This is a genomic window from Bartonella sp. TT110JLCBS, assembly GCF_042193405.1.
In the GTDB taxonomy this organism is placed as follows: Bacteria; Pseudomonadota; Alphaproteobacteria; order Rhizobiales; family Rhizobiaceae; genus Bartonella.
The window spans coordinates 1-16,630 of sequence record NZ_JBHILT010000013.1 but is presented as its reverse complement, the minus strand read 5'-3'; the positions used below and the strand labels follow the sequence as shown (position 1 = coordinate 16,630).

Here is a 16,630-nt window from a genome sequence, read left to right as displayed (position 1 = left end):
GTGATGAATCCACAAATTGAACTTGAAGGTACGCGTTATATGAAGGATGCAAAAGGGGCTTTGGTGCCGGTAAACCTGATCCGCCCTGCGGATTTGTTAGAGGATGAAACGGTGCGCAAAATTATGGGTTTTGCGAAAGAATTATCGGCAAGGATTGCACGTTTTAACAACCATACGATTGCGGATTTGAGTGATTTTGATAGCTTGCTTGCGCAAGAATATGGTGTGGAGCGGCGTGGCAAAAAGGGCAATTGTACTTACACAAGCTTTGATGGTTTGCAACGCATTAAGGTGCAGGTACAGGAAAGTGTTGATTTTGGACCGCAATTGCAAATTGCCAAAAGCCTTCTTGATGAGTGTTTGAATGAATGGTCTGCGGATGCACGCCCTGAAATCCGTGCGATTATTACGCGTGCTTTTAATACGGATAAAGAAGGCAAGGTGAATCGGGGCGAGATCTTTATGCTGTTGCGTTTGGATATTGATGATCCACGCTGGAAAGAGGCGATGCGTGCTATTCGCGAGTCATTGCGTGTGACGACATCTAAGGAATATGTGCGTTTTTATGAGCGCGATAGCCTAGAAAGCGCTTGGCGTGCTGTGACCATTGATCTGGCGAAGACATGAGGGGGGAGAGATGTCTTTAGCTGTCCTTCATATGGGAAAACGCGCGTTAGGTCTTGATGATGAGACCTATCGCGCACTGCTCTATCGCTTGACGGGCAAGCAATCGGCGAAAGATTTGAATTTTTCAGAAAAGCACTTGGTTATCGCTGAAATGAAAGCGTGTGGTTTTGAGCCGAATGGGAAGCGTTTAGAGGGTAAATATGCCAAGAAGCTCCAGGCGCTCTGGATTGCTGGGTGGAATCTTGGCATTATTCGTGATCGTTCAGATAAAGCGTTGCTTGCCTTTGTGAAAAGACAGACAGGGATTGATCATATTCGTTTTTTACGCGATAGCGATGATGCATGCAGAGCTATTGAGGCGTTGAAAGGTTGGTTGCAGCGTGAGGGTGGGGTTGACTGGAAAGGGAAAAACCGCGAAGATTCATGGAGGAATAAACCAAGCATTTCCATTTTGTGTGCCCAATGGAAGTGTTTGAATCCCGATGCTGTGTTTGATCTTGGGGCTTTTCACCAAAGTGTTATGGCGTTAAGTGGTAAAGCTTTGGGTGAGATGAGTGGGGGCGACTTTAGAGAAGTGATGAATGTTTGGGGGCGGAAAATCCGTAAAGGTGTTAAAAGCGAGGGGTAAGCATGTATGCAAGAGGAAATCTATAGCGATTTTCCTGCCTTATTGCGTGAAATAGCTGATGTTGCGGGCAGTGAAGCAGCATGGAATATGATGCGGGCTTTTGGTGGACGAGAAGTTTATATACCCGGGCGTCTTGAGAGTGCGGATTGGTTGATTGAAATTGTTGGGTTTGAAGAGGCGCAACAATTGATCAACCATTTTTGTTTTAATGGTTCGGGTGTGCGCCTTCTTATCCCCCTTGGCAGAGATGCTGAACGGCGGCAAAAAATGGTGCAAGCGTTGCAAAAAGGCTGGTCGGTTGATGCTGCAGCTGCTGTTTCTGGTATGCATGTGCGCACAGCCTATCGCTTGAAGAAGAAATTTTCTTTGCAAGAACCACAAGGTTTATTATTTCCAGAGTTTTATGAGTATTGAGAGTTTTGACTGACAGTGTCAGGCTTATATTGGGGGGTTGAAATCCGATAAACTGCGCATGGATTTTTATGCATTGAGTGGTTTGTTATGGTTTCAATAGATGCTTCTTTTCTTCATCGCCTTGCGCCTAAATTGGCGCATCATGCGCGCCAAGATTTTATTATTGTTGAAATGGCACGCGTGTTGCCTAAAGCTTTATCTTATGGGGCACTCACAACACCGTTGCGTATTGCACATTTTTTAAGCCAATGTGCCCATGAGAGCGATGGCTTTTTTACCGTTTGTGAATATGCCTCAGGGCGCGCTTATGAGGGGCGGCGTGATTTAGGCAATGTCAACCCTGGGGATGGGGTGCGCTTTAAGGGGCGTGGGTTGATCCAATTGACGGGGCGCAATAATTATCGCCGTTTTACGAGGTTTTGGCGCTTAGTCGATGAACAAGCTGTTGATTGTGAGGCATTTCCGCAAGAGCTGGAAAAGTTTCCAGCAGCGCTTTGGTCTGCTGTTTGGTTTTGGCAAATGAAAGGCTTGAATAGGCTTGCTGATCAAGATGATTTACTCAGAATTACTAGAGCAATTAATGGGGGCAAGAATGGACTTGTGCAACGTTTGATTTATTTGAACCGCGCCAAAAAGCTTTTGGGGCTTGGAGGCGAGGTGAAAGCATGAAGCCCTCTTATCGTGGCTCTAGGCTCTATTTATGGTGGTCTTTTTGGTTTGCTTGGGGGGTTATTTTTTTGCTCGTTTCTGGTGGTTTGTGGGGGGCTCCGCATATTGTTGATATGGCGAGCATTTCTATTCCTTCGATGGTGGCGATTATTGTTGGCAATCTGGGGGTGCATCGTGGCTTTGGTTCGTTGGATTTTTCCAATAGGAAACATTCCCATAAGCGGCATAGCAGCTCCTATGATGGGGTGGAGATAACGAGGTGGGGAGATAAAAGCAATGTTTAGCCCACTTTCAAAACTGTCTTTTGGTCTGCTTTTTTTGGTCAGTGTGATGTTGGCGGCTTTTGGCTTTATGAAAGCGCAAGTTTTAAAAGCGGAAAAGGCGCGTGATTTGTATTGGCAGTTGGAGATTGCCAAGGCTTCAGCACGTGCACTGCTTGTACAAGAGCGACAAAGACAAGCAGCGTTGGAAGCTGAGCATCAAGCGCAAGGGGTGATTTCGGCTTTGGAACAAAAGCTTGTGAAAATGGAGGGGGTCAATGGGAAGTTGCCGGTTACTGGCGGTGGCATTGGGCTTGAGCGTGTGCGCTTGCTCAACACACAAGCCGGTGGGTAGCCTTTCTTATCATTTTTTATCGGTTGAATTGCCGCCTGTTGTTCGCATGGCGTGTGCCCGCCCAGCTTTATTGCCAGAGCGTGCTTTGAATGCGCGTGAAGTGGTGCACTATTGGGGGCGTGATCGTGCTGCTTTATTGATTTGTGAACAGCGTAGAAAAGCTGCGGAGCGGGCGATTTTAGGCACAAGAGAGGGGACTTTTAAGTGAATTTGGATATCAGTGTTGCCAATGGCTGGTTGTCTTTATTGTTATCGGTTATTGCGATTTGTGGGGTTTTGAGAGCCTATTTTTCTTCAGGTGCGCGGGAAATGCTGAAAGATATCACGGCGCTTAAAGAGCGTGTGCAAAAGTTAGAAACAGAGATGGACTTTTTGCCTGATCGTGATGCGCTGCAAAGATTGGAAGTGAATATGGAGAAATTGAATGGTCGTCTCAACACGCTTTCTGCACAATTACAACCGGTGGCAGCCATTGGTGAGCGCTTGCAAGAGTTTTTACTGGAGAATGCCAAGAAATGAAAGCAGATATGGATAAAATCATCCGTGAAGAAGCGCGGTTGATTATTTTAAAAGGGCTTGCTTGTGAGCGCAGTGAAACTTTATCGAGTGCGATGATTGAGCGGCTTTTATACAGTTATGGCATCAGGCGCGATCGCGATTTTGTGCATAATGAACTGGCATGGATGGAAGATCAAGGTGCTGTTACGTTAAAATGTGTGGGTTCGGTTTTTCTTGCGGCATTAACAGAACGGGGAGCACGTCATTTAGTCCGGAGCTTTTCCATTGAGGGGATTAAGCGGCCTAAACGTTCATCAATAAAAGACGAGGTGAAGGATGCGCAAGGTCGGGCGTGGACGTTTAACGGCGATTGATTTATTGCCGCAAGCTTGTGATCAAATTATTGCTGCTGCTGCTGAGGCTTTAAATGGGCGTGAGAAGACGCAAAAAGCCATTTATGATGAATTTAAAGCAGCTTTGAAGGCTTTAAAAAAAGAAATGGGTTTAAGCTTTTCTATACCCTCCTTTTCCAGTTTTAATCGGTATTCTTTGCGGCTAGCCGTGATGTCACGGCGCCTAGAACAGACAAGAGAAATTGCAGCAAGCCTCTCGCAGCGCTTTGATGCTAAAGCTTCTGATAATATCACTCTTTTGACGGCGGCAGCGATTAAGGAGTTGATTTTTTCCACGTTGAGCAGTGGGAAAAACCTTTCGCCAAAGGCAGCACAAGAATTGGCCAATGCGCTTAAAGGCGTGTTGGCGGCTGAACATTTGTCGACCACGAGGCGGCAAAAGTTGGAAAAAGATTTTACCAGCAAAGCAAGCAAAGCGGTTGACGCAGCAGCAGCAGCGGCGGGGCTCTCAGAAGAAACAGCGCGAGCTATTCGTGCGCAGGTGTTGGGGGTAAAACATGGCTGAACAGCCCTTTTCAAAAAGTCATGTCTTTGATCATCAAGGTGGTTTTGATATTTGGCGGAAAAGTACTTTTCCCAAAGAGAGTGATCCCTTAGCGGAAGGCGTTTTGATGGCGCATCAACGGGCATGGATTGAAGATAAGTCCCCATTAAAATTGGTTGAAAAGGGGCGGCGGACCGGCATTACTTTTGCAGAAGCTTTGGATGATACACTGATTGCGGCGGCGGCACGTGAAGCGAGGGGCGATAATGTTTTTTATATTGGTGACACCAAAGACAAGGGGCGGGAATTTATTGGCTATGTGAGCAATTTTGCTTCGGCAATTACGAGCCATAGTGGGGATGTTGAGGAATTTTTATTCTCTGATCAAAGGGCGGATGGTTCAACAAAATATATCTCTGCTTATCGGGTGCGTTTTGCTTCGGGGTTTCGGGTTGAGGCGCTTTCTAGCCGCCCTGAAAATATTCGCGGACTACAGGGCATTGTGGTGATTGACGAGGCGGCGTTTCATCAAGATGTGCGCGCTGTTTTGGATGCTGTCAATGCTTTGCTCATTTGGGGAGGAAAAATCCGTGTGATCTCCACCCATAATGGTGTGCTCAATCCTTTCAATGAATTGATCCGTGAAGCGCGAGCAGGTAAGGTTCCTTTTTCGGTGCATTGTTACCCCTTTGGTGTTGCTGTTAAAAATGGCTTGTTTAAACGGGTTTGTGCCATGAAGGGGGAGGTGTGGAGTTTAGCATCTGAGCAACAATGGGAAGAGCAAATTCGTGCGTCTTATGGGGTGCGTTTGGCTGCTATGCGCCAAGAATTAGATGCCATACCAGCTGATCAAGAAGGGGCGGCTTTAACACGCTTACAGATTGAAAATTGTTGCGCGCTTGACATTGCGGTGTTGCGTTTTGCTTGTGTGGATGATTTTAAAAATCAATCGGAACATCAACGAAGTGTTGCTGCTTTTGCTTGGTGTGAGAAACATATAAAACCTCTTCATATTGGGCTTGATCGGCGGCGCCAACATGTTTTTGGTGTTGATTTTGCCAGATCGGGCGATGCGACATCGATTGTGGTGATGGAGGTGGGACAAGATTTGGTGCGCCGTGTCCGGTTTATGGTGGAATTGCGCAATACGCCGTTTGATCAACAAAGAGAGATTTTATTTTATGGGGTGAATGGTTTGCCGCGTTTGATGGGCGGCGCGTTAGATGCGCGGGGCAATGGGGCTTATTTAGCCGAAAAAGCGGCGCAACGTTATGGAGCTCTTGTGAAGGAAGTGCCCTTGTCACAAAGTTGGTATGGCAAGGAAATGCCGGCTTATTTGGAAGCTTTTGGGGATGGGACGATTGTTTTGCCGCGCGATAGTGACATTGTTGCCGATCATCAAGCGCTTGCTTATGTCAATGGCATTGTGAAAATTCCAGACAATCATCGTTTTAAAGGCAGTGACGGTTTTATGCGCCATGGTGATAGCGCGATTGCTTGCGCTTTGGCTTATTTTGCCAGCCGCCAAACTCCTGAAATTTATGATTATACACCTGTGAGAGAGGCTTATCGTTTTGATGAAAGCTCGCTCTTTTCAACGCCTTTTTTTTCAACAATGCGATCAAAGATTTATTGATGGGATGATGAGATGGTAAAACTTTTAGATCAGTGGGGCAGGGCGCTTAATATCAAAGGACTGGAGAGGGAAGTCGCAAGCCCTACCATTAATGGTATTCGTGATGTGTGGTCACAAACCATTGTCAGTGGTCTCACCCCTGCGCAACTTGCTGATATTTTGCAACAGGCAGCACAGGGGCATCCAGAGCAGTTTTTTCAACTTGCCGATGATATGGAAGAGCGTGATTTGCATTATCGTGCTGTGCTTGGCATGCGTAAAAATGCTCTCACAGGGGTGGAGCCTGGAGTGATTGCCGCAAGCAACAGTGCACAGGACAAAAAGATAGCAGATGCGGTGCGGGAAGTGATTAGTGCGCCTACTTTTGTTGATGATTATGTCACGGATTTGTTAGATGCTTTGGGAAAAGGCTATGCGGTTGTTGAAACTTTGTGGGACAAGAGTGCCAAGGAATGGTGGCCGGTTGCTTGGAAATGGCGTGACCAGCGGTTTTTTCAATTAGATCGGCGGGATGGTTTTCATTTGCGTTTAAAAGAAGAGGGGTCTCACTATGGTATTGAACTGCCTGCTTATAAATTTTCTATTCACAGACCCAAGTTAAAAAGTGGTTTGCCTATCCGCACGGGGCTTGCACGGCTTGCAGCTTGGGCTTTTTTGTTTAAATCTTATACCTTAAAAGATTGGATGGCTTTCTTAGAAGTTTACGGTATGCCTTTGCGTGTGGGCAAATATGGAGCGAGTTCTTCTCATGAGGAACGACGGGTTCTCATTCAAGCGGTGCGTGATTTATCCAGTGATGCGGCAGCAATTATTCCCAAAGAAATGGAGATTGAATTTATTGAAGCGGCAGGAGGCAGTGGCAATGCGGTTTTTGCCTCTAAGGCGGAATATTTAGATCGGCAGATTTCTAAAGGGGTATTGGGACAAACCATGACGACGGATGATGGTTCGTCCTTTTCGCAAGCACGCATTCATGAAAATGTGCGTCATGATATTGCCAGAGCTGATGCACGCCAATTAGCTTTAACGGCTAATCGTGATTTAATTGTGCCCTTTGTTGAGATTAATTTTGGGCGCCAAGAGCGCTACCCCCTTGTCTATTGGCCGATTTCGGAAAATGAAGACATTAAAGCGATTAGTGATGCGCTGGAAAAACTTGTGCCCTTAGGTTTGCGTGTTGGGGCGCAAGAAGTGCGCAATAAGATTGGTTTTTCGCAACCAAAAAAGGAAGAGGATATTTTAAAGGCTCCTGATAATGCGCTTGATGATGAGAGGGGAGAAAAGGCTCATGTTTGTGCTGATTGTGGAGGTGTTTTTGATGTTTCTGTGACAAGAGAGAGCAAGGGTGCAAAAGAGAAGGGTGGGAAACATCACGACGAATTGGACCGGCTTTCACAAGAAGCTTTAAGCGACTGGGAAGAGGACTTAGAACCCCTTTTAGAGCCTTTTAAAAAGCTTGTGAGAGAAGCAAAAAGTTATGAGGATATCCTAAAAGGCTTAGATGAATTGCTAGGTGAGATGGATCATCACGCATTAGCAGCGCGCTTGGCAAAAGTACAAATGATTGCACGTGGGCTTGGGTATCATGGATGAGGAACTTTTTAAAACCGCCCCTAAAGAGGTCACCCGTTATTTTGAAGCCAAGGCACTTGTTCCAAGCTTTGATTGGCGTGATATAGCACCAGAAGAACATGCCTTTTCCTTTACGGTGGCAAAATCGGTGGGCTATGATATTTTGGATGATTTTAAGCGAGCGGTTGGAGAAGCCATAAAGCATCAAGTTCCTTTTCAAGATTTTCAAAAAAATTTGATGCCGATTTTACAGGAAAAGGGTTGGTGGGGTAAAAAGACCAGCATTGACCCCAAAACTGGTGAAAAGAGCGTGGTGCAATTGGGCAGCCCACGGCGTTTAGAAACGGTCTATTGGGCCAATACCATGAGTGCGCATGCAGCAGGCGAGTGGGAGCGCACACAAAATAATAAAGAATTTTTGCCCTATCTCACCTATGCTTTGTCGAGTTCAGAACATAAGCGTTTAGAACATGAAAGTTGGGTGGGGTTTACGGCACCTGTTGATGATCCGGTTTGGGATTGGCTTTATCCACCCAATGGTTGGCGGTGTAAATGCAGTGTGCGACAGGTAAGCCGTTATGAAGCAGAAGATTTAGGCTATGAAGAGGGGGCAGAGCCACTTCATGTTGAAAAGCAGGTTTGGCACAATAAGCGAACGGGGAAAGTTGAGAAGATACCAAAGGGCATTGATCCTGGTTGGCATTTGAACCCTGGGAAACATCGGGCGCAAAATTTAAGCCGTTTTTTGAGTGATAAAATTTCTGTGATGGGGGACAATGACAAACGCATTGCCATTGAAGATATTGTGGGTTCGCCGCTTTTGGAAGCGATGTTTGAAGGACGTATGCCTCGCGGGTTTATACCCATTGCACCTATACCACAAAAGGTGCGTGATGTTTTTGCAGCGGAAAATTCTCTTATTCGCTTATCCGCAGACAGTGTGAAACATATTTTGTTAGAGCATCAAGCGCGTGATCTTCGCTTGGATGATTTTCGGGGCGCCATTCAAACACTCATTCGCCCCCATGGTGTTATTAGACGAAAAGATGCACAGAGTGTTGTGTTTTTGGGTGAAAATGGTGGGGCATGGTGGCGCTTTGCAGTCAAATGGGTAGCAAGCAAACAAGAGTGGTGGCTTATCTCGATGCATAAAAAGAGCTTTCGCGAAATTCAACGTTTGTTAAACGCCGCTGAAAAGAAGGATGAACGGTTGTTGTAAAGAGAACACCGAAAAAGATCTGCTGGCTTTTGTGAAAAGAGAAGGCGTGGAGGGCGGTCAACTCCTCACAGATCCGGCAAAGCCGCCCTGGCATAACTGGCTCACGCCTCGCAGGTAATCTAACAGTTTCAACGTTCAAAAGCAATCTTTAAAAAAACGGCTTGAGAGAGGCTTTTTTTGTATAAGACGATAATTGTACCTCTCACTTCACAACGGCGCTCTATCGTCTTTGAAGTGCCTTTGAAAACGATTTTATGGGATGGTTTGGCACGGGGGGTTCTCTCACAAGGAGAAGAATAGGGAAAAGAGTGCTTTTTTGAGAAATGCTCTTTTGACTGACAGTGTCAGACTTATAGTGGGAGTAAGTTTCATGCATTGTATTGCCAATGACAATTGTAAAGCAATAGGCAATGTATGGAACAGGAATTTCACGAAGATCAAAAAGATGGGGATGCAGAAACATTTCATGCTGCGTTAATAGATCTTTGCCAAGACGCTACCGTTAGCCAAGCGCCTGAGTGGGTAGAGCTTTTGCCCAAAGCGCCCCATGTGAAGGCACGTGATGGACGACAATGGCATTATAACCCGCAAACTATTTTAAAAGCCTTTGCAGCCAATAAAGGACCGCTTGTGATTGATTATGAGCATGGGCAACATCACCGTGCGAGAAATGGTTTAGAAGCACCTGCCAGTGGCTGGATTGAAGAATTAGTAGAGCGGGATGGTGCGATTTGGGGGCGTGTTAAATGGACCGATATGGCCGCTAAAAAGATTGTTGCCCGAGAATATCGCTATCTTTCGCCTGAGTTTCGCCATTCCAAGAAAGGTGAAATTTTAAATTTAGCCGGTGCTGGTTTGGTGAACCGTCCAGCCCTTGTCATGACGGCTTTAAGCCGTGAACAGCCTTCCCCTATAACTTTGACGGAGAAAATGATGGATTTGACAGCCATTGCCAGTGCACTATCACTGGCAGAAGATGCTAAAGCGGATGAGATTTTAGCAACGCTTAAAGCGCGCGAAAAAGAACGCGCGGAATTAAATTCCCAATTAACAAAGATGCAAGAAGATTTAGCGCTTTTGCAAGAAGAGCAGAAAAATACAGCTATTGAGAGCCTTTTAGACAAGGCCATTGAAGAGGGCAAGATTTTGCCTGCTGCCCGCGAGGAGTATCGTGCACTCTGTAGCCTTGAAGGGGGTGTGGAACATTTTAAAAGTTTGGTCGAGAAGTTGCCGGCGCTTGCCTCAACAAGCCCTTTAGAAGTGTGTGCTTTAGCGCAAGAACCAAAGCTTGCTCCAGAAGAGGTTGCCCTTGCGGCACGCCATTATCAGGAAGAGCAGAAGCAAAAAGGCTTCGACATCACCATTAGCCAAGCGGTTGAGTATATTAGCGAGCAAAAGGAGCGCCAATCATGAGTACGATGATTTTAATTAAATCTTTTCGCGCTGGAGATGTGATCTCACCTTATTGCATTGTTGCAGCGCGCGGTGATGGAATGGTGGCAACGGCTTCTGGTAAGGGTGATAAATTATTAGGGACTGCAGGGTCTTGTGAAGCCAAGGCTGGTGAGATGATTGATGTTGGCCAATGTGGTTGGGGCGAAGTAGTTTGTGGAGGCAATGTTTCTTTTGGTGATTTTTTGACCTCTGACCCCAAAGGACACGCCATTAAAGCGGAAGCCGCAGATCGCACCATTGGTATTGCCATGAGTGATGGTTCTGCTGGTGATGTTATTTCTTTTAAAATTAATTAATCGAGGCATATGATGAACAGACCTTTTCCCATTGATCCAACACTCACCGCTATTGCTATTGGTTATCGCAATCCAGCAGGTTCTCTTATTGGCGATAAAGTTTTGCCACGCGTTTGTGTTTTAAGTGAGGTGTTTAAATATAGTGAATTTCCTTTAGCGGAAAATTTTACCGTGCCTGAACTTGAAGTTGGGCGAAAAGGGCGCCCGAATGTGGTGGAATTTTCTGCCTTTGAACGGGAAGCCAGTGTCAAAGATTACGGACTTGATGATCTTATCCCCAATTCAGATATTGAAGCAGCGGCACGGGCACGGGCGGAGCAACGCTCTCGTTATAACCCCGAAAAGACAGCTGTAGAGGGACTTGCCAATTTGCTAGAATTGGGGCGTGAAGTGCGTGTTGCAGCCCTTGTGCAAAGAAGTGAAAATTACGCACCAGAGCGGGTGATTACGCTTAAGGGTGAAAATAAATTTAGCGATTATGAGAAATCTGACCCTTATGCCACTTTAGATGAGGCGATGGATAAAAGTCTCGTCTATACGCCCAACACCATTGTGATGGGCAAAGTTGTTTGGTCAAAACTCAAACGTCATCCCAAAATCATTAAAGCCGTTAAAGGGGGTGGCACTGCTGATGGTTTTGTCACCAAGGCGCAATTTGCTGATCTGATGGAAATACACCCCGATCGTTTACTCATTGGTGAATCGCAAGTGAATTTGGCACGTAAAGGGCGTTCGGCACAATTGGCACGCGTGTGGGGCAATAAGATTGCACTGCTTTATATTGATCCTACCAAACAACAGGCAGATGGTTCGGTGATCAGTTGGGGCTTTAGCGCCCAGTTGGGCGAGCGTTTGTCTGGAGTGATCAATGATCCAGATATCGGCTTATCAGGCGGTAAACGGGTGCGTGTGGGGGAACGGGTGTGTGAATTGGTCGCTGCAAAAGATGCCGGCGTTTTGTTGCAAGAAGTTGTCTAAGGGAAACTTTTAAACATGGCTTATGCAAGCAAAACATTGATTGAAGAGCTCTGGGGTGATGACTTCTTGGATGACTTATGCGGGATGGATGAGAATTCTGATCCAGTTTTTTCAGAGCAAGCCATTGCCCGCGCGCTCGAACAGGCAAGTGGTGAGATTGATGTGCATTTGTCTCATCGCTACTCAATCCCCATTGCTGGACAGCCAGCGGCTCTGGGTATGATCTGTGTCAATATTGCTGTTTATAATTTAGCCATACGCCATACGGCACTGACCACGACTATTGAAGATCGTTACAAACAGGCGGTTGATTTGCTGAAACGTATTGCCGAAGGCAAAGCGGGTTTAGGCATAGATGAACCTAAAATTATGAGCGAAGATGGACCGGTTCGTGATGGGGCTTTTTTTCATGCCAAGCCGCGTTTGATGGGAAGATAACATGTCTGTTGCAACCCATATTGAGATTAAAGAGACAGGGCTTGAAGCGGCTTTATCCTTTTTGCAAAAGGGAGCTGATAGCTCGATGGGGACTTTGGCACAAGGGGTTGGGCGTCTCATCCAAGAAAGCACAAGGCGGCGGATTCAAAGTGAAAAAATGTCTGCTCAAGGAGAGAAGTGGAAAAACAATCATGCCCGCACTTCCATTCTTTATGCCAGTGGGGCGCTTTCACGCTCCATTGATATGAAAGCTTCACCAGAACAGGTGATTGTGGGCTCTGGGTTGGTTTATGCGCGGATTCATCAATTGGGTGGGGTTATTCGCCCGAAAAATGGCAAGACACTGCGCTTTTTTCTTAAAAGCGGCAAAGCACACCGCTTTGTTTGTGTGCATCAAGTGACCATGCCCGCACGCCCTTATTTGGGGCTTTCAGAGCACAATAAAGTGGAAATTGTCAAAGCGACAGAAGATTGGCTGGAAAGGGTCTTTTCATGAGTCAAACGATCACACAAGCAGGGCGCATTAATCAGTTTCGTGAAGCGGTGATAAGAAGCCTTAAAGGCGCTTTACCGGATGTGCGTGATTGCGGCTGTCAATTTGGACGTTTTAACTTAGAAGAGCTTGAAACACAGATGCTGGTGGCTCCAGCCGTGCGTGTTGCGGTGTTAGAAAGCCGTTTAATTTCTGTTGCTTCTGGACAGATGAGTGCTGATCTTCATTTAGGGGCTTTTATTATTACCACAGGTAAAGAGCGTGATGTTTCCAGTTGGCTTTTAGCAGAAGCCATTGCGGTGCTTTGTCATAGCGGGCAATTGTGGGGACTAACGCATTTGAGTGCCCCGCGTGAGGTGCAAATTGAACCGATTATCTCTGCGGCGATTAAGCAGCGTGGTGTATCGATAAGCGTGGTGGAATGGCACCAAGATTTGCATCAGTTGGGACATGATATTTTTTGTGATGAAGGACAACTCAAAAGTGGTTTGATTTCATGGGACAATGAGGTGGGGGCATGAATGACGCACATCTCTTAAGTGATACCTTTCGACAAATCATGAAGCGTCTTGATGCGCTTGAACGCTGTCTTGCCAACCAGCACATGATCGGGCGGGTTGTGCAAGTTGATGGCCATAGGGTGCGGGTGAAACTTTCCGAACAGGGTTCCAATAGACAAGCGGTTTTATCGCCTTGGTTGCAAGCGCAAGAAGCTTCTGGCGCTCTCTCAAGCAATATGCCCCTCCATGTTGGTGATCCGGTGCGCTTGTTAAACCCCCATGGCGAAATTGGTTCTGCTTCTCTGGTGGTGCGCGATAGCTATAGTGAGGATGCGCCTAATCCCGCACGCTCTTTCCAAGAACTTGCTCTGTGTTATGCGGGTGGCGCTTTGCGGATGACAAAAGATGAACTTATTCTCTCCCATGGGGAAAATCAAATTCATTTGAGTGCACAAGGTTTGGTGCTTTCTCATCAATCAACCCGTGTTGAATTAACGGGTAGTGTGCATATTCAAGCAGAAGATTTACAGCACAATCAAAAATCTGTTGGCGCAAGCCACAAACACGGTGGGGTCAAAATGGGTCCCTCCACAACCTCTTCCCCTCTTTAAAGGAGTTTTATCATGCGTGAGAACACTTATGTTATTTTAACCAATGCCGATTTTGTTGCAGGCAAGCGTTCACCGGGCAAAGGTGAAGAAATTTGTTTAAGTGAGGAAGAGGCTAAATATCCGTTGCTGCTTGGTCAGATCGCTGAAAAACCAGCACCTGTTGTTTCTGCGCCCCCAACTGTTTCTACCACAAAGACAACAAAGGGTGTTTAAAGCATGCGGTGCGGGATGAGCGAAAAGGATGGCTCTCTTTTATATGGCTTTGCGCATTGTCAACAGTCACTTCGTAAATGTCTGACGACAAGAATTGGGACACGGGTTTTGCGTCGTCATTATGGATGTGATGTTGGAGCATTCCAAGATGCCAATGCTGATCCTGCGACGATGATGCAGCTTTATCAAGCAATTGTTGAAGCACTCAATGATCCAGAGTGTGGAGAGCCTGGGTTCTCGTTGCAGAGGATTGATCTGACAAAAGCAACGCGTGAAGGCACGTTCCATTTTGTTTTAACGGGTGTTTTTTATCCCAATGGGCATTTGGGGGATTGGTCACACAAAGAGCCAATGAGCATCAATTTAGAGGTTGGTGATGACTGAGTTTGAACCTTTATCCATTCTACAATTTCCTTGGCCACAAATTCCCCCTCCACAACTCCCTCTGCCACAAATTATTGAAGAGCTTTCTGTTGAAGCAATTTTAGAGCAAAAGATCACGCGTTTGACTGAGCTTTTTGCGGCGCATCATATTCCTTATAATGTAGAAAAAACCGCTTATGATCCCGTGGTCATTCAATTGCAAGCGGCGGCTTATGAAGAGTTGCTATTGCGCCAGCGAATGAATGAAGTGGCGCGGGATAATTTACTCACATTTGCCTGTGGAACAAGTTTAGATCATTTGGGGGATTTTCATGGGGTCACGCGCCTTTTGGATGAAGATGATGAGCGTTTGCGCCGCCGCATTCGTTTGAATAGACAAGGGCATTCCACAGGGGGCACAGCGCCACGTTACCAATATTTTGCCCTCTCAAGCGATATCCATGTCAAAGATGCTTTTGTTTATCGTGAGGGTAAAAGTCCGCTTATTCATGTTGCGCTTTTTAGTGACACCCCTTCAGGGGTGGCTGATGAGGCTTTAATTGCCAAGGTACAAGCAGCCCTTGATGAGCCCCATGTTAAAATGACCAATGACCACATCTTTGTGAAAAGCGCGGTACAGCGGATGATCAATGTTTCTGCTGATTTTTGGTTGTTACCGGATGAAGGCTCCTTTGTTTTGGAAAGAGCGGAGCAGAATTTAAGAGCAGAATGGGCGCGTGCATGGAGGCTTGGGCGTGATTTGTCTTTAAGTTGGATACTAAGCCGCTTGATGGTTGAGGGCGTTCACCATGTGAACATAACGCACCCTTGTGAGGATATTTTGGTCGCACCTGATGAAGCGGTCGCACTAGGGGATATTGTTTTGTCTGAACGGGGGCGTGCTTATTGATGCTTTCCTCACTTTTGCCCCCGAATTCTAGCTTGTTTGAACGTTGTTTTGCAGAAGCAATGGCTCTTGACCTTCACGTTAAAACTGCACTCGAAGAAATACCTCGCGCGAAATTTATCACGCGTCCGCCTTCTTGGTTGCCCTTTTTAATTGATGAATATGGCTTACAAGAATTAACCCCTTATTTCTCTAACCTTTATGATTTAATTGATCAGGGTCTTGCATGGCAAAATATTCGCGGCTCCCTTGAGGCAATAGAGATAGGGCTTGAATGGTTAGGGATTTCGGCACGCTTTCAACCCGCCTGGACGGGGCGAGCATGGTGGAACTCCTTTCAACTTGATTTTGATCAGTTGCCTGAACGCAAAAGCCTTGAAGCTATTGAAGCAATCACAGATCTTTCCAAAAGTTTGCGCTCTGATTTTCGCCGTGGGACCTATGGTTATGATGTGCAAGCTGTTGAATGCAATATGTCACGGTTTGATGACAGCATGTTGGAATATGAAAGCGGTGTTCACTTAACAGCTGGGGACACTTTGTTTTCCTTTGGACGCACAACAGAAATCAATCACACGCTCACAAGAGAAGAAGGCAGGCTTATTGGTAATTGGATAGATGATGGGGATGAAGAGTTAAGCTGGAACCAAATTGATTATCCTTGGGATTTGGCAAATTTTCCGTGGTGTTCGGTCAAAAAACATGAACGCGATATACTCATGGCAGAGTGGTTCCAAAATCGTCCCCTTTATTTGGCTTTAAGAGACGAAAACAATACTCTGATTGGGTATCGCCGATGCAACATTGTCCAGCCTGTAGAGCAGGTTTTAGAGGGTGTTTACAACCATTGTGGCAACAGATTTAACCCTTCTACAACAGGCACTCTGTTGTTTCTTGCAGCCCGCACAGATTTTGAAGATGTTGAGGACAAACAAGCCGCCGCTGTTTCCCTTCTCGTTCATGGCTGTCTTGCACAACAAACCCCTCTTGGCAAACTTTGGTTAGGGGCTGATGAGCTAAATGGCGGTGTAGAGATACTCAAAACGCCTATCAATATTCCTTTGCGTGCCGATGTTCGCGAACAATTCAAGATTTTATTGAGGTTTTAATATGAAGCATGAAAGTGGTTTACCGTTTGCAATTGACAGATCTCGCGGCAAAGAGGAACAACAAAGCGTGGTGTTTTATGGCACGCGTCCCTTTATTCAAAGTGGTGAACTCAATGAGGTTCAAACCATTATAAGGGGGCGGCATGACCGCTTGGGACGCCTTGTTGCAAAAGAAGGAGACCGCGTTGAACGCGCTGATGCTTTTGTCAACAAAGAGACAAAGACCGTCACTTTAACGGATGGCAAGATTTATATCGCAGGCGATATTTTCCCCGTTGCACCAGCTGTACTCAACAATGTTGCCATGATTGGGCGCTTGGAAATTGGTGTGAAGCTGCAAAAAAAATGGATAACACACGAAGATGATCCAGAGCTATTGGGGCAAGTCCCTGGCACATTGGCAGAAGGAGAGCCTGGAGCGGCACGTGAAGTAGCAAAACTTGTCTGGGCACTAAAAGAGGATGCGCAGAATGGCACTTTCTTTCCGGTTTA

The 16,630-nt window shown here is 46.2% G+C and carries 26 protein-coding genes; all 26 read left to right on the top strand.

Annotated features, from left to right (window positions below):
- Positions 1-3: 3 nt before the first annotated feature.
- Positions 4-627, top strand: a complete 624-nt coding sequence (locus tag ACFILW_RS06425; RefSeq protein WP_375624044.1) for a DUF3164 family protein — start codon at positions 4-6, stop codon at positions 625-627.
- Between the two features lie 10 nt (positions 628-637).
- Positions 638-1,255, top strand: coding sequence for a regulatory protein GemA (locus ACFILW_RS06420; protein ID WP_375685377.1), 618 nt, complete (start codon positions 638-640; stop codon positions 1,253-1,255).
- A gap of 6 nt (positions 1,256-1,261) precedes the next feature.
- The gene (locus ACFILW_RS06415; RefSeq protein WP_375685376.1) at positions 1,262-1,669 is read left to right on the top strand and encodes a helix-turn-helix domain-containing protein; all 408 of its coding nucleotides are present in this window, start codon (positions 1,262-1,264) and stop codon (positions 1,667-1,669) included.
- Between the two features lie 87 nt (positions 1,670-1,756).
- Positions 1,757-2,338 (top strand): glycoside hydrolase family 19 protein, encoded by a 582-nt coding sequence (locus ACFILW_RS06410; protein ID WP_375646424.1) that lies wholly within the window; start codon positions 1,757-1,759, stop codon positions 2,336-2,338.
- The gene (locus ACFILW_RS06405; protein WP_375612317.1) at positions 2,335-2,622 is read left to right on the top strand and encodes a hypothetical protein; all 288 of its coding nucleotides are present in this window, start codon (positions 2,335-2,337) and stop codon (positions 2,620-2,622) included. The genes ACFILW_RS06410 and ACFILW_RS06405 overlap by 4 nt, the downstream gene beginning before the upstream one ends.
- The gene (locus ACFILW_RS06400) at positions 2,615-2,953 is read left to right on the top strand and encodes a hypothetical protein (RefSeq protein WP_375624038.1); all 339 of its coding nucleotides are present in this window, start codon (positions 2,615-2,617) and stop codon (positions 2,951-2,953) included. Before ACFILW_RS06405 ends, ACFILW_RS06400 begins: the two co-directional genes overlap by 8 nt.
- Complete coding sequence (locus ACFILW_RS06395; protein WP_375624036.1) at positions 2,946-3,161, top strand: hypothetical protein; 216 nt, start codon at positions 2,946-2,948, stop codon at positions 3,159-3,161. Before ACFILW_RS06400 ends, ACFILW_RS06395 begins: the two co-directional genes overlap by 8 nt.
- Complete coding sequence (locus ACFILW_RS06390) at positions 3,158-3,472, top strand: DUF2730 family protein (RefSeq protein ID WP_375607966.1); 315 nt, start codon at positions 3,158-3,160, stop codon at positions 3,470-3,472. The genes ACFILW_RS06395 and ACFILW_RS06390 overlap by 4 nt, the downstream gene beginning before the upstream one ends.
- Positions 3,469-3,825 carry a hypothetical protein gene (locus tag ACFILW_RS06385; RefSeq protein WP_375685375.1) on the top strand — a complete coding sequence of 119 codons (357 nt, stop codon included), beginning with the start codon at positions 3,469-3,471 and terminating at the stop codon, positions 3,823-3,825. Before ACFILW_RS06390 ends, ACFILW_RS06385 begins: the two co-directional genes overlap by 4 nt.
- Positions 3,788-4,369: a phage protein Gp27 family protein gene (locus ACFILW_RS06380; RefSeq protein WP_375624034.1), complete on the top strand. Its 582-nt coding sequence runs from the start codon at positions 3,788-3,790 to the stop codon at positions 4,367-4,369. The genes ACFILW_RS06385 and ACFILW_RS06380 overlap by 38 nt, the downstream gene beginning before the upstream one ends.
- A complete protein-coding gene (locus ACFILW_RS06375; RefSeq protein ID WP_375685374.1) occupies positions 4,362-5,984 on the top strand; it encodes a hypothetical protein in 1,623 nt (540 codons plus the stop codon). Before ACFILW_RS06380 ends, ACFILW_RS06375 begins: the two co-directional genes overlap by 8 nt.
- A gap of 12 nt (positions 5,985-5,996) precedes the next feature.
- Positions 5,997-7,577, top strand: coding sequence for a DUF935 domain-containing protein (locus tag ACFILW_RS06370; protein WP_375685373.1), 1,581 nt, complete (start codon positions 5,997-5,999; stop codon positions 7,575-7,577).
- Positions 7,570-8,775: a phage minor head protein gene (locus ACFILW_RS06365; protein ID WP_375685372.1), complete on the top strand. Its 1,206-nt coding sequence runs from the start codon at positions 7,570-7,572 to the stop codon at positions 8,773-8,775. The genes ACFILW_RS06370 and ACFILW_RS06365 overlap by 8 nt, the downstream gene beginning before the upstream one ends.
- 177 nt (positions 8,776-8,952) lie before the next feature.
- Entirely contained in the window at positions 8,953-9,075 is a 123-nt protein-coding gene (locus tag ACFILW_RS06360; RefSeq protein ID WP_375630267.1) for a hypothetical protein, read from the top strand.
- 114 nt (positions 9,076-9,189) lie between these two features.
- The gene (locus tag ACFILW_RS06355; protein WP_375685371.1) at positions 9,190-10,188 is read left to right on the top strand and encodes a phage protease; all 999 of its coding nucleotides are present in this window, start codon (positions 9,190-9,192) and stop codon (positions 10,186-10,188) included.
- A complete protein-coding gene (locus ACFILW_RS06350; protein WP_375612326.1) occupies positions 10,185-10,526 on the top strand; it encodes a hypothetical protein in 342 nt (113 codons plus the stop codon). Before ACFILW_RS06355 ends, ACFILW_RS06350 begins: the two co-directional genes overlap by 4 nt.
- Before the next feature lie 12 nt (positions 10,527-10,538).
- The gene (locus ACFILW_RS06345; RefSeq protein ID WP_375646437.1) at positions 10,539-11,504 is read left to right on the top strand and encodes a capsid protein; all 966 of its coding nucleotides are present in this window, start codon (positions 10,539-10,541) and stop codon (positions 11,502-11,504) included.
- Between the two features lie 15 nt (positions 11,505-11,519).
- Entirely contained in the window at positions 11,520-11,942 is a 423-nt protein-coding gene (locus tag ACFILW_RS06340; RefSeq protein ID WP_375612327.1) for a gp436 family protein, read from the top strand.
- A gap of 1 nt (position 11,943) precedes the next feature.
- Positions 11,944-12,438, top strand: coding sequence for a phage virion morphogenesis protein (locus ACFILW_RS06335; protein WP_375612328.1), 495 nt, complete (start codon positions 11,944-11,946; stop codon positions 12,436-12,438).
- On the top strand, positions 12,435-12,956 hold the full coding sequence (locus ACFILW_RS06330; RefSeq protein ID WP_375612329.1) for a hypothetical protein: 522 nt from the start codon (positions 12,435-12,437) through the stop codon (positions 12,954-12,956). Before ACFILW_RS06335 ends, ACFILW_RS06330 begins: the two co-directional genes overlap by 4 nt.
- On the top strand, positions 12,953-13,546 hold the full coding sequence (locus tag ACFILW_RS06325) for a baseplate assembly protein (protein ID WP_375685370.1): 594 nt from the start codon (positions 12,953-12,955) through the stop codon (positions 13,544-13,546). The genes ACFILW_RS06330 and ACFILW_RS06325 overlap by 4 nt, the downstream gene beginning before the upstream one ends.
- Before the next feature lie 12 nt (positions 13,547-13,558).
- Positions 13,559-13,759, top strand: a complete 201-nt coding sequence (locus tag ACFILW_RS06320) for a hypothetical protein (protein WP_375685369.1) — start codon at positions 13,559-13,561, stop codon at positions 13,757-13,759.
- 3 nt (positions 13,760-13,762) lie between these two features.
- On the top strand, positions 13,763-14,143 hold the full coding sequence (locus tag ACFILW_RS06315; RefSeq protein WP_375685368.1) for a GPW/gp25 family protein: 381 nt from the start codon (positions 13,763-13,765) through the stop codon (positions 14,141-14,143).
- Positions 14,136-15,032, top strand: coding sequence for a baseplate J/gp47 family protein (locus ACFILW_RS06310; RefSeq protein ID WP_375685367.1), 897 nt, complete (start codon positions 14,136-14,138; stop codon positions 15,030-15,032). Before ACFILW_RS06315 ends, ACFILW_RS06310 begins: the two co-directional genes overlap by 8 nt.
- Entirely contained in the window at positions 15,032-16,138 is a 1,107-nt protein-coding gene (locus ACFILW_RS06305) for a phage tail protein (RefSeq protein ID WP_375685366.1), read from the top strand. The genes ACFILW_RS06310 and ACFILW_RS06305 overlap by 1 nt, the downstream gene beginning before the upstream one ends.
- 1 nt (position 16,139) lies before the next feature.
- Positions 16,140-16,630: DUF4815 domain-containing protein (locus ACFILW_RS06300; RefSeq protein WP_375685365.1), on the top strand; the 491-nt coding region annotated here is incomplete at its 3' end.

What these genes read in the sequence shown, in the direction of transcription:
- ACFILW_RS06425 (WP_375624044.1), top strand. Translation starts at nt 4, where the DNA reads ATGAATCCACAAATTGAACTTGAAGGTACGCGTTATATGAAGGATGCA.
- ACFILW_RS06420 (WP_375685377.1), top strand. Translation starts at nt 638, where the DNA reads ATGTCTTTAGCTGTCCTTCATATGGGAAAACGCGCGTTAGGTCTTGAT.
- ACFILW_RS06415 (WP_375685376.1), top strand. Translation starts at nt 1,262, where the DNA reads ATGCAAGAGGAAATCTATAGCGATTTTCCTGCCTTATTGCGTGAAATA.
- ACFILW_RS06410 (WP_375646424.1), top strand. Translation starts at nt 1,757, where the DNA reads ATGGTTTCAATAGATGCTTCTTTTCTTCATCGCCTTGCGCCTAAATTG.
- ACFILW_RS06405 (WP_375612317.1), top strand. Translation starts at nt 2,335, where the DNA reads ATGAAGCCCTCTTATCGTGGCTCTAGGCTCTATTTATGGTGGTCTTTT.
- ACFILW_RS06400 (WP_375624038.1), top strand. Translation starts at nt 2,615, where the DNA reads ATGTTTAGCCCACTTTCAAAACTGTCTTTTGGTCTGCTTTTTTTGGTC.
- ACFILW_RS06385 (WP_375685375.1), top strand. Translation starts at nt 3,469, where the DNA reads ATGAAAGCAGATATGGATAAAATCATCCGTGAAGAAGCGCGGTTGATT.
- ACFILW_RS06380 (WP_375624034.1), top strand. Translation starts at nt 3,788, where the DNA reads ATGCGCAAGGTCGGGCGTGGACGTTTAACGGCGATTGATTTATTGCCG.
- ACFILW_RS06375 (WP_375685374.1), top strand. Translation starts at nt 4,362, where the DNA reads ATGGCTGAACAGCCCTTTTCAAAAAGTCATGTCTTTGATCATCAAGGT.
- ACFILW_RS06370 (WP_375685373.1), top strand. Translation starts at nt 5,997, where the DNA reads ATGGTAAAACTTTTAGATCAGTGGGGCAGGGCGCTTAATATCAAAGGA.
- ACFILW_RS06365 (WP_375685372.1), top strand. Translation starts at nt 7,570, where the DNA reads ATGGATGAGGAACTTTTTAAAACCGCCCCTAAAGAGGTCACCCGTTAT.
- ACFILW_RS06355 (WP_375685371.1), top strand. Translation starts at nt 9,190, where the DNA reads ATGGAACAGGAATTTCACGAAGATCAAAAAGATGGGGATGCAGAAACA.
- ACFILW_RS06350 (WP_375612326.1), top strand. Translation starts at nt 10,185, where the DNA reads ATGAGTACGATGATTTTAATTAAATCTTTTCGCGCTGGAGATGTGATC.
- ACFILW_RS06345 (WP_375646437.1), top strand. Translation starts at nt 10,539, where the DNA reads ATGAACAGACCTTTTCCCATTGATCCAACACTCACCGCTATTGCTATT.
- ACFILW_RS06340 (WP_375612327.1), top strand. Translation starts at nt 11,520, where the DNA reads ATGGCTTATGCAAGCAAAACATTGATTGAAGAGCTCTGGGGTGATGAC.
- ACFILW_RS06335 (WP_375612328.1), top strand. Translation starts at nt 11,944, where the DNA reads ATGTCTGTTGCAACCCATATTGAGATTAAAGAGACAGGGCTTGAAGCG.
- ACFILW_RS06330 (WP_375612329.1), top strand. Translation starts at nt 12,435, where the DNA reads ATGAGTCAAACGATCACACAAGCAGGGCGCATTAATCAGTTTCGTGAA.
- ACFILW_RS06325 (WP_375685370.1), top strand. Translation starts at nt 12,953, where the DNA reads ATGAATGACGCACATCTCTTAAGTGATACCTTTCGACAAATCATGAAG.
- ACFILW_RS06320 (WP_375685369.1), top strand. Translation starts at nt 13,559, where the DNA reads ATGCGTGAGAACACTTATGTTATTTTAACCAATGCCGATTTTGTTGCA.
- ACFILW_RS06315 (WP_375685368.1), top strand. Translation starts at nt 13,763, where the DNA reads ATGCGGTGCGGGATGAGCGAAAAGGATGGCTCTCTTTTATATGGCTTT.
- ACFILW_RS06310 (WP_375685367.1), top strand. Translation starts at nt 14,136, where the DNA reads ATGACTGAGTTTGAACCTTTATCCATTCTACAATTTCCTTGGCCACAA.
- ACFILW_RS06305 (WP_375685366.1), top strand. Translation starts at nt 15,032, where the DNA reads ATGCTTTCCTCACTTTTGCCCCCGAATTCTAGCTTGTTTGAACGTTGT.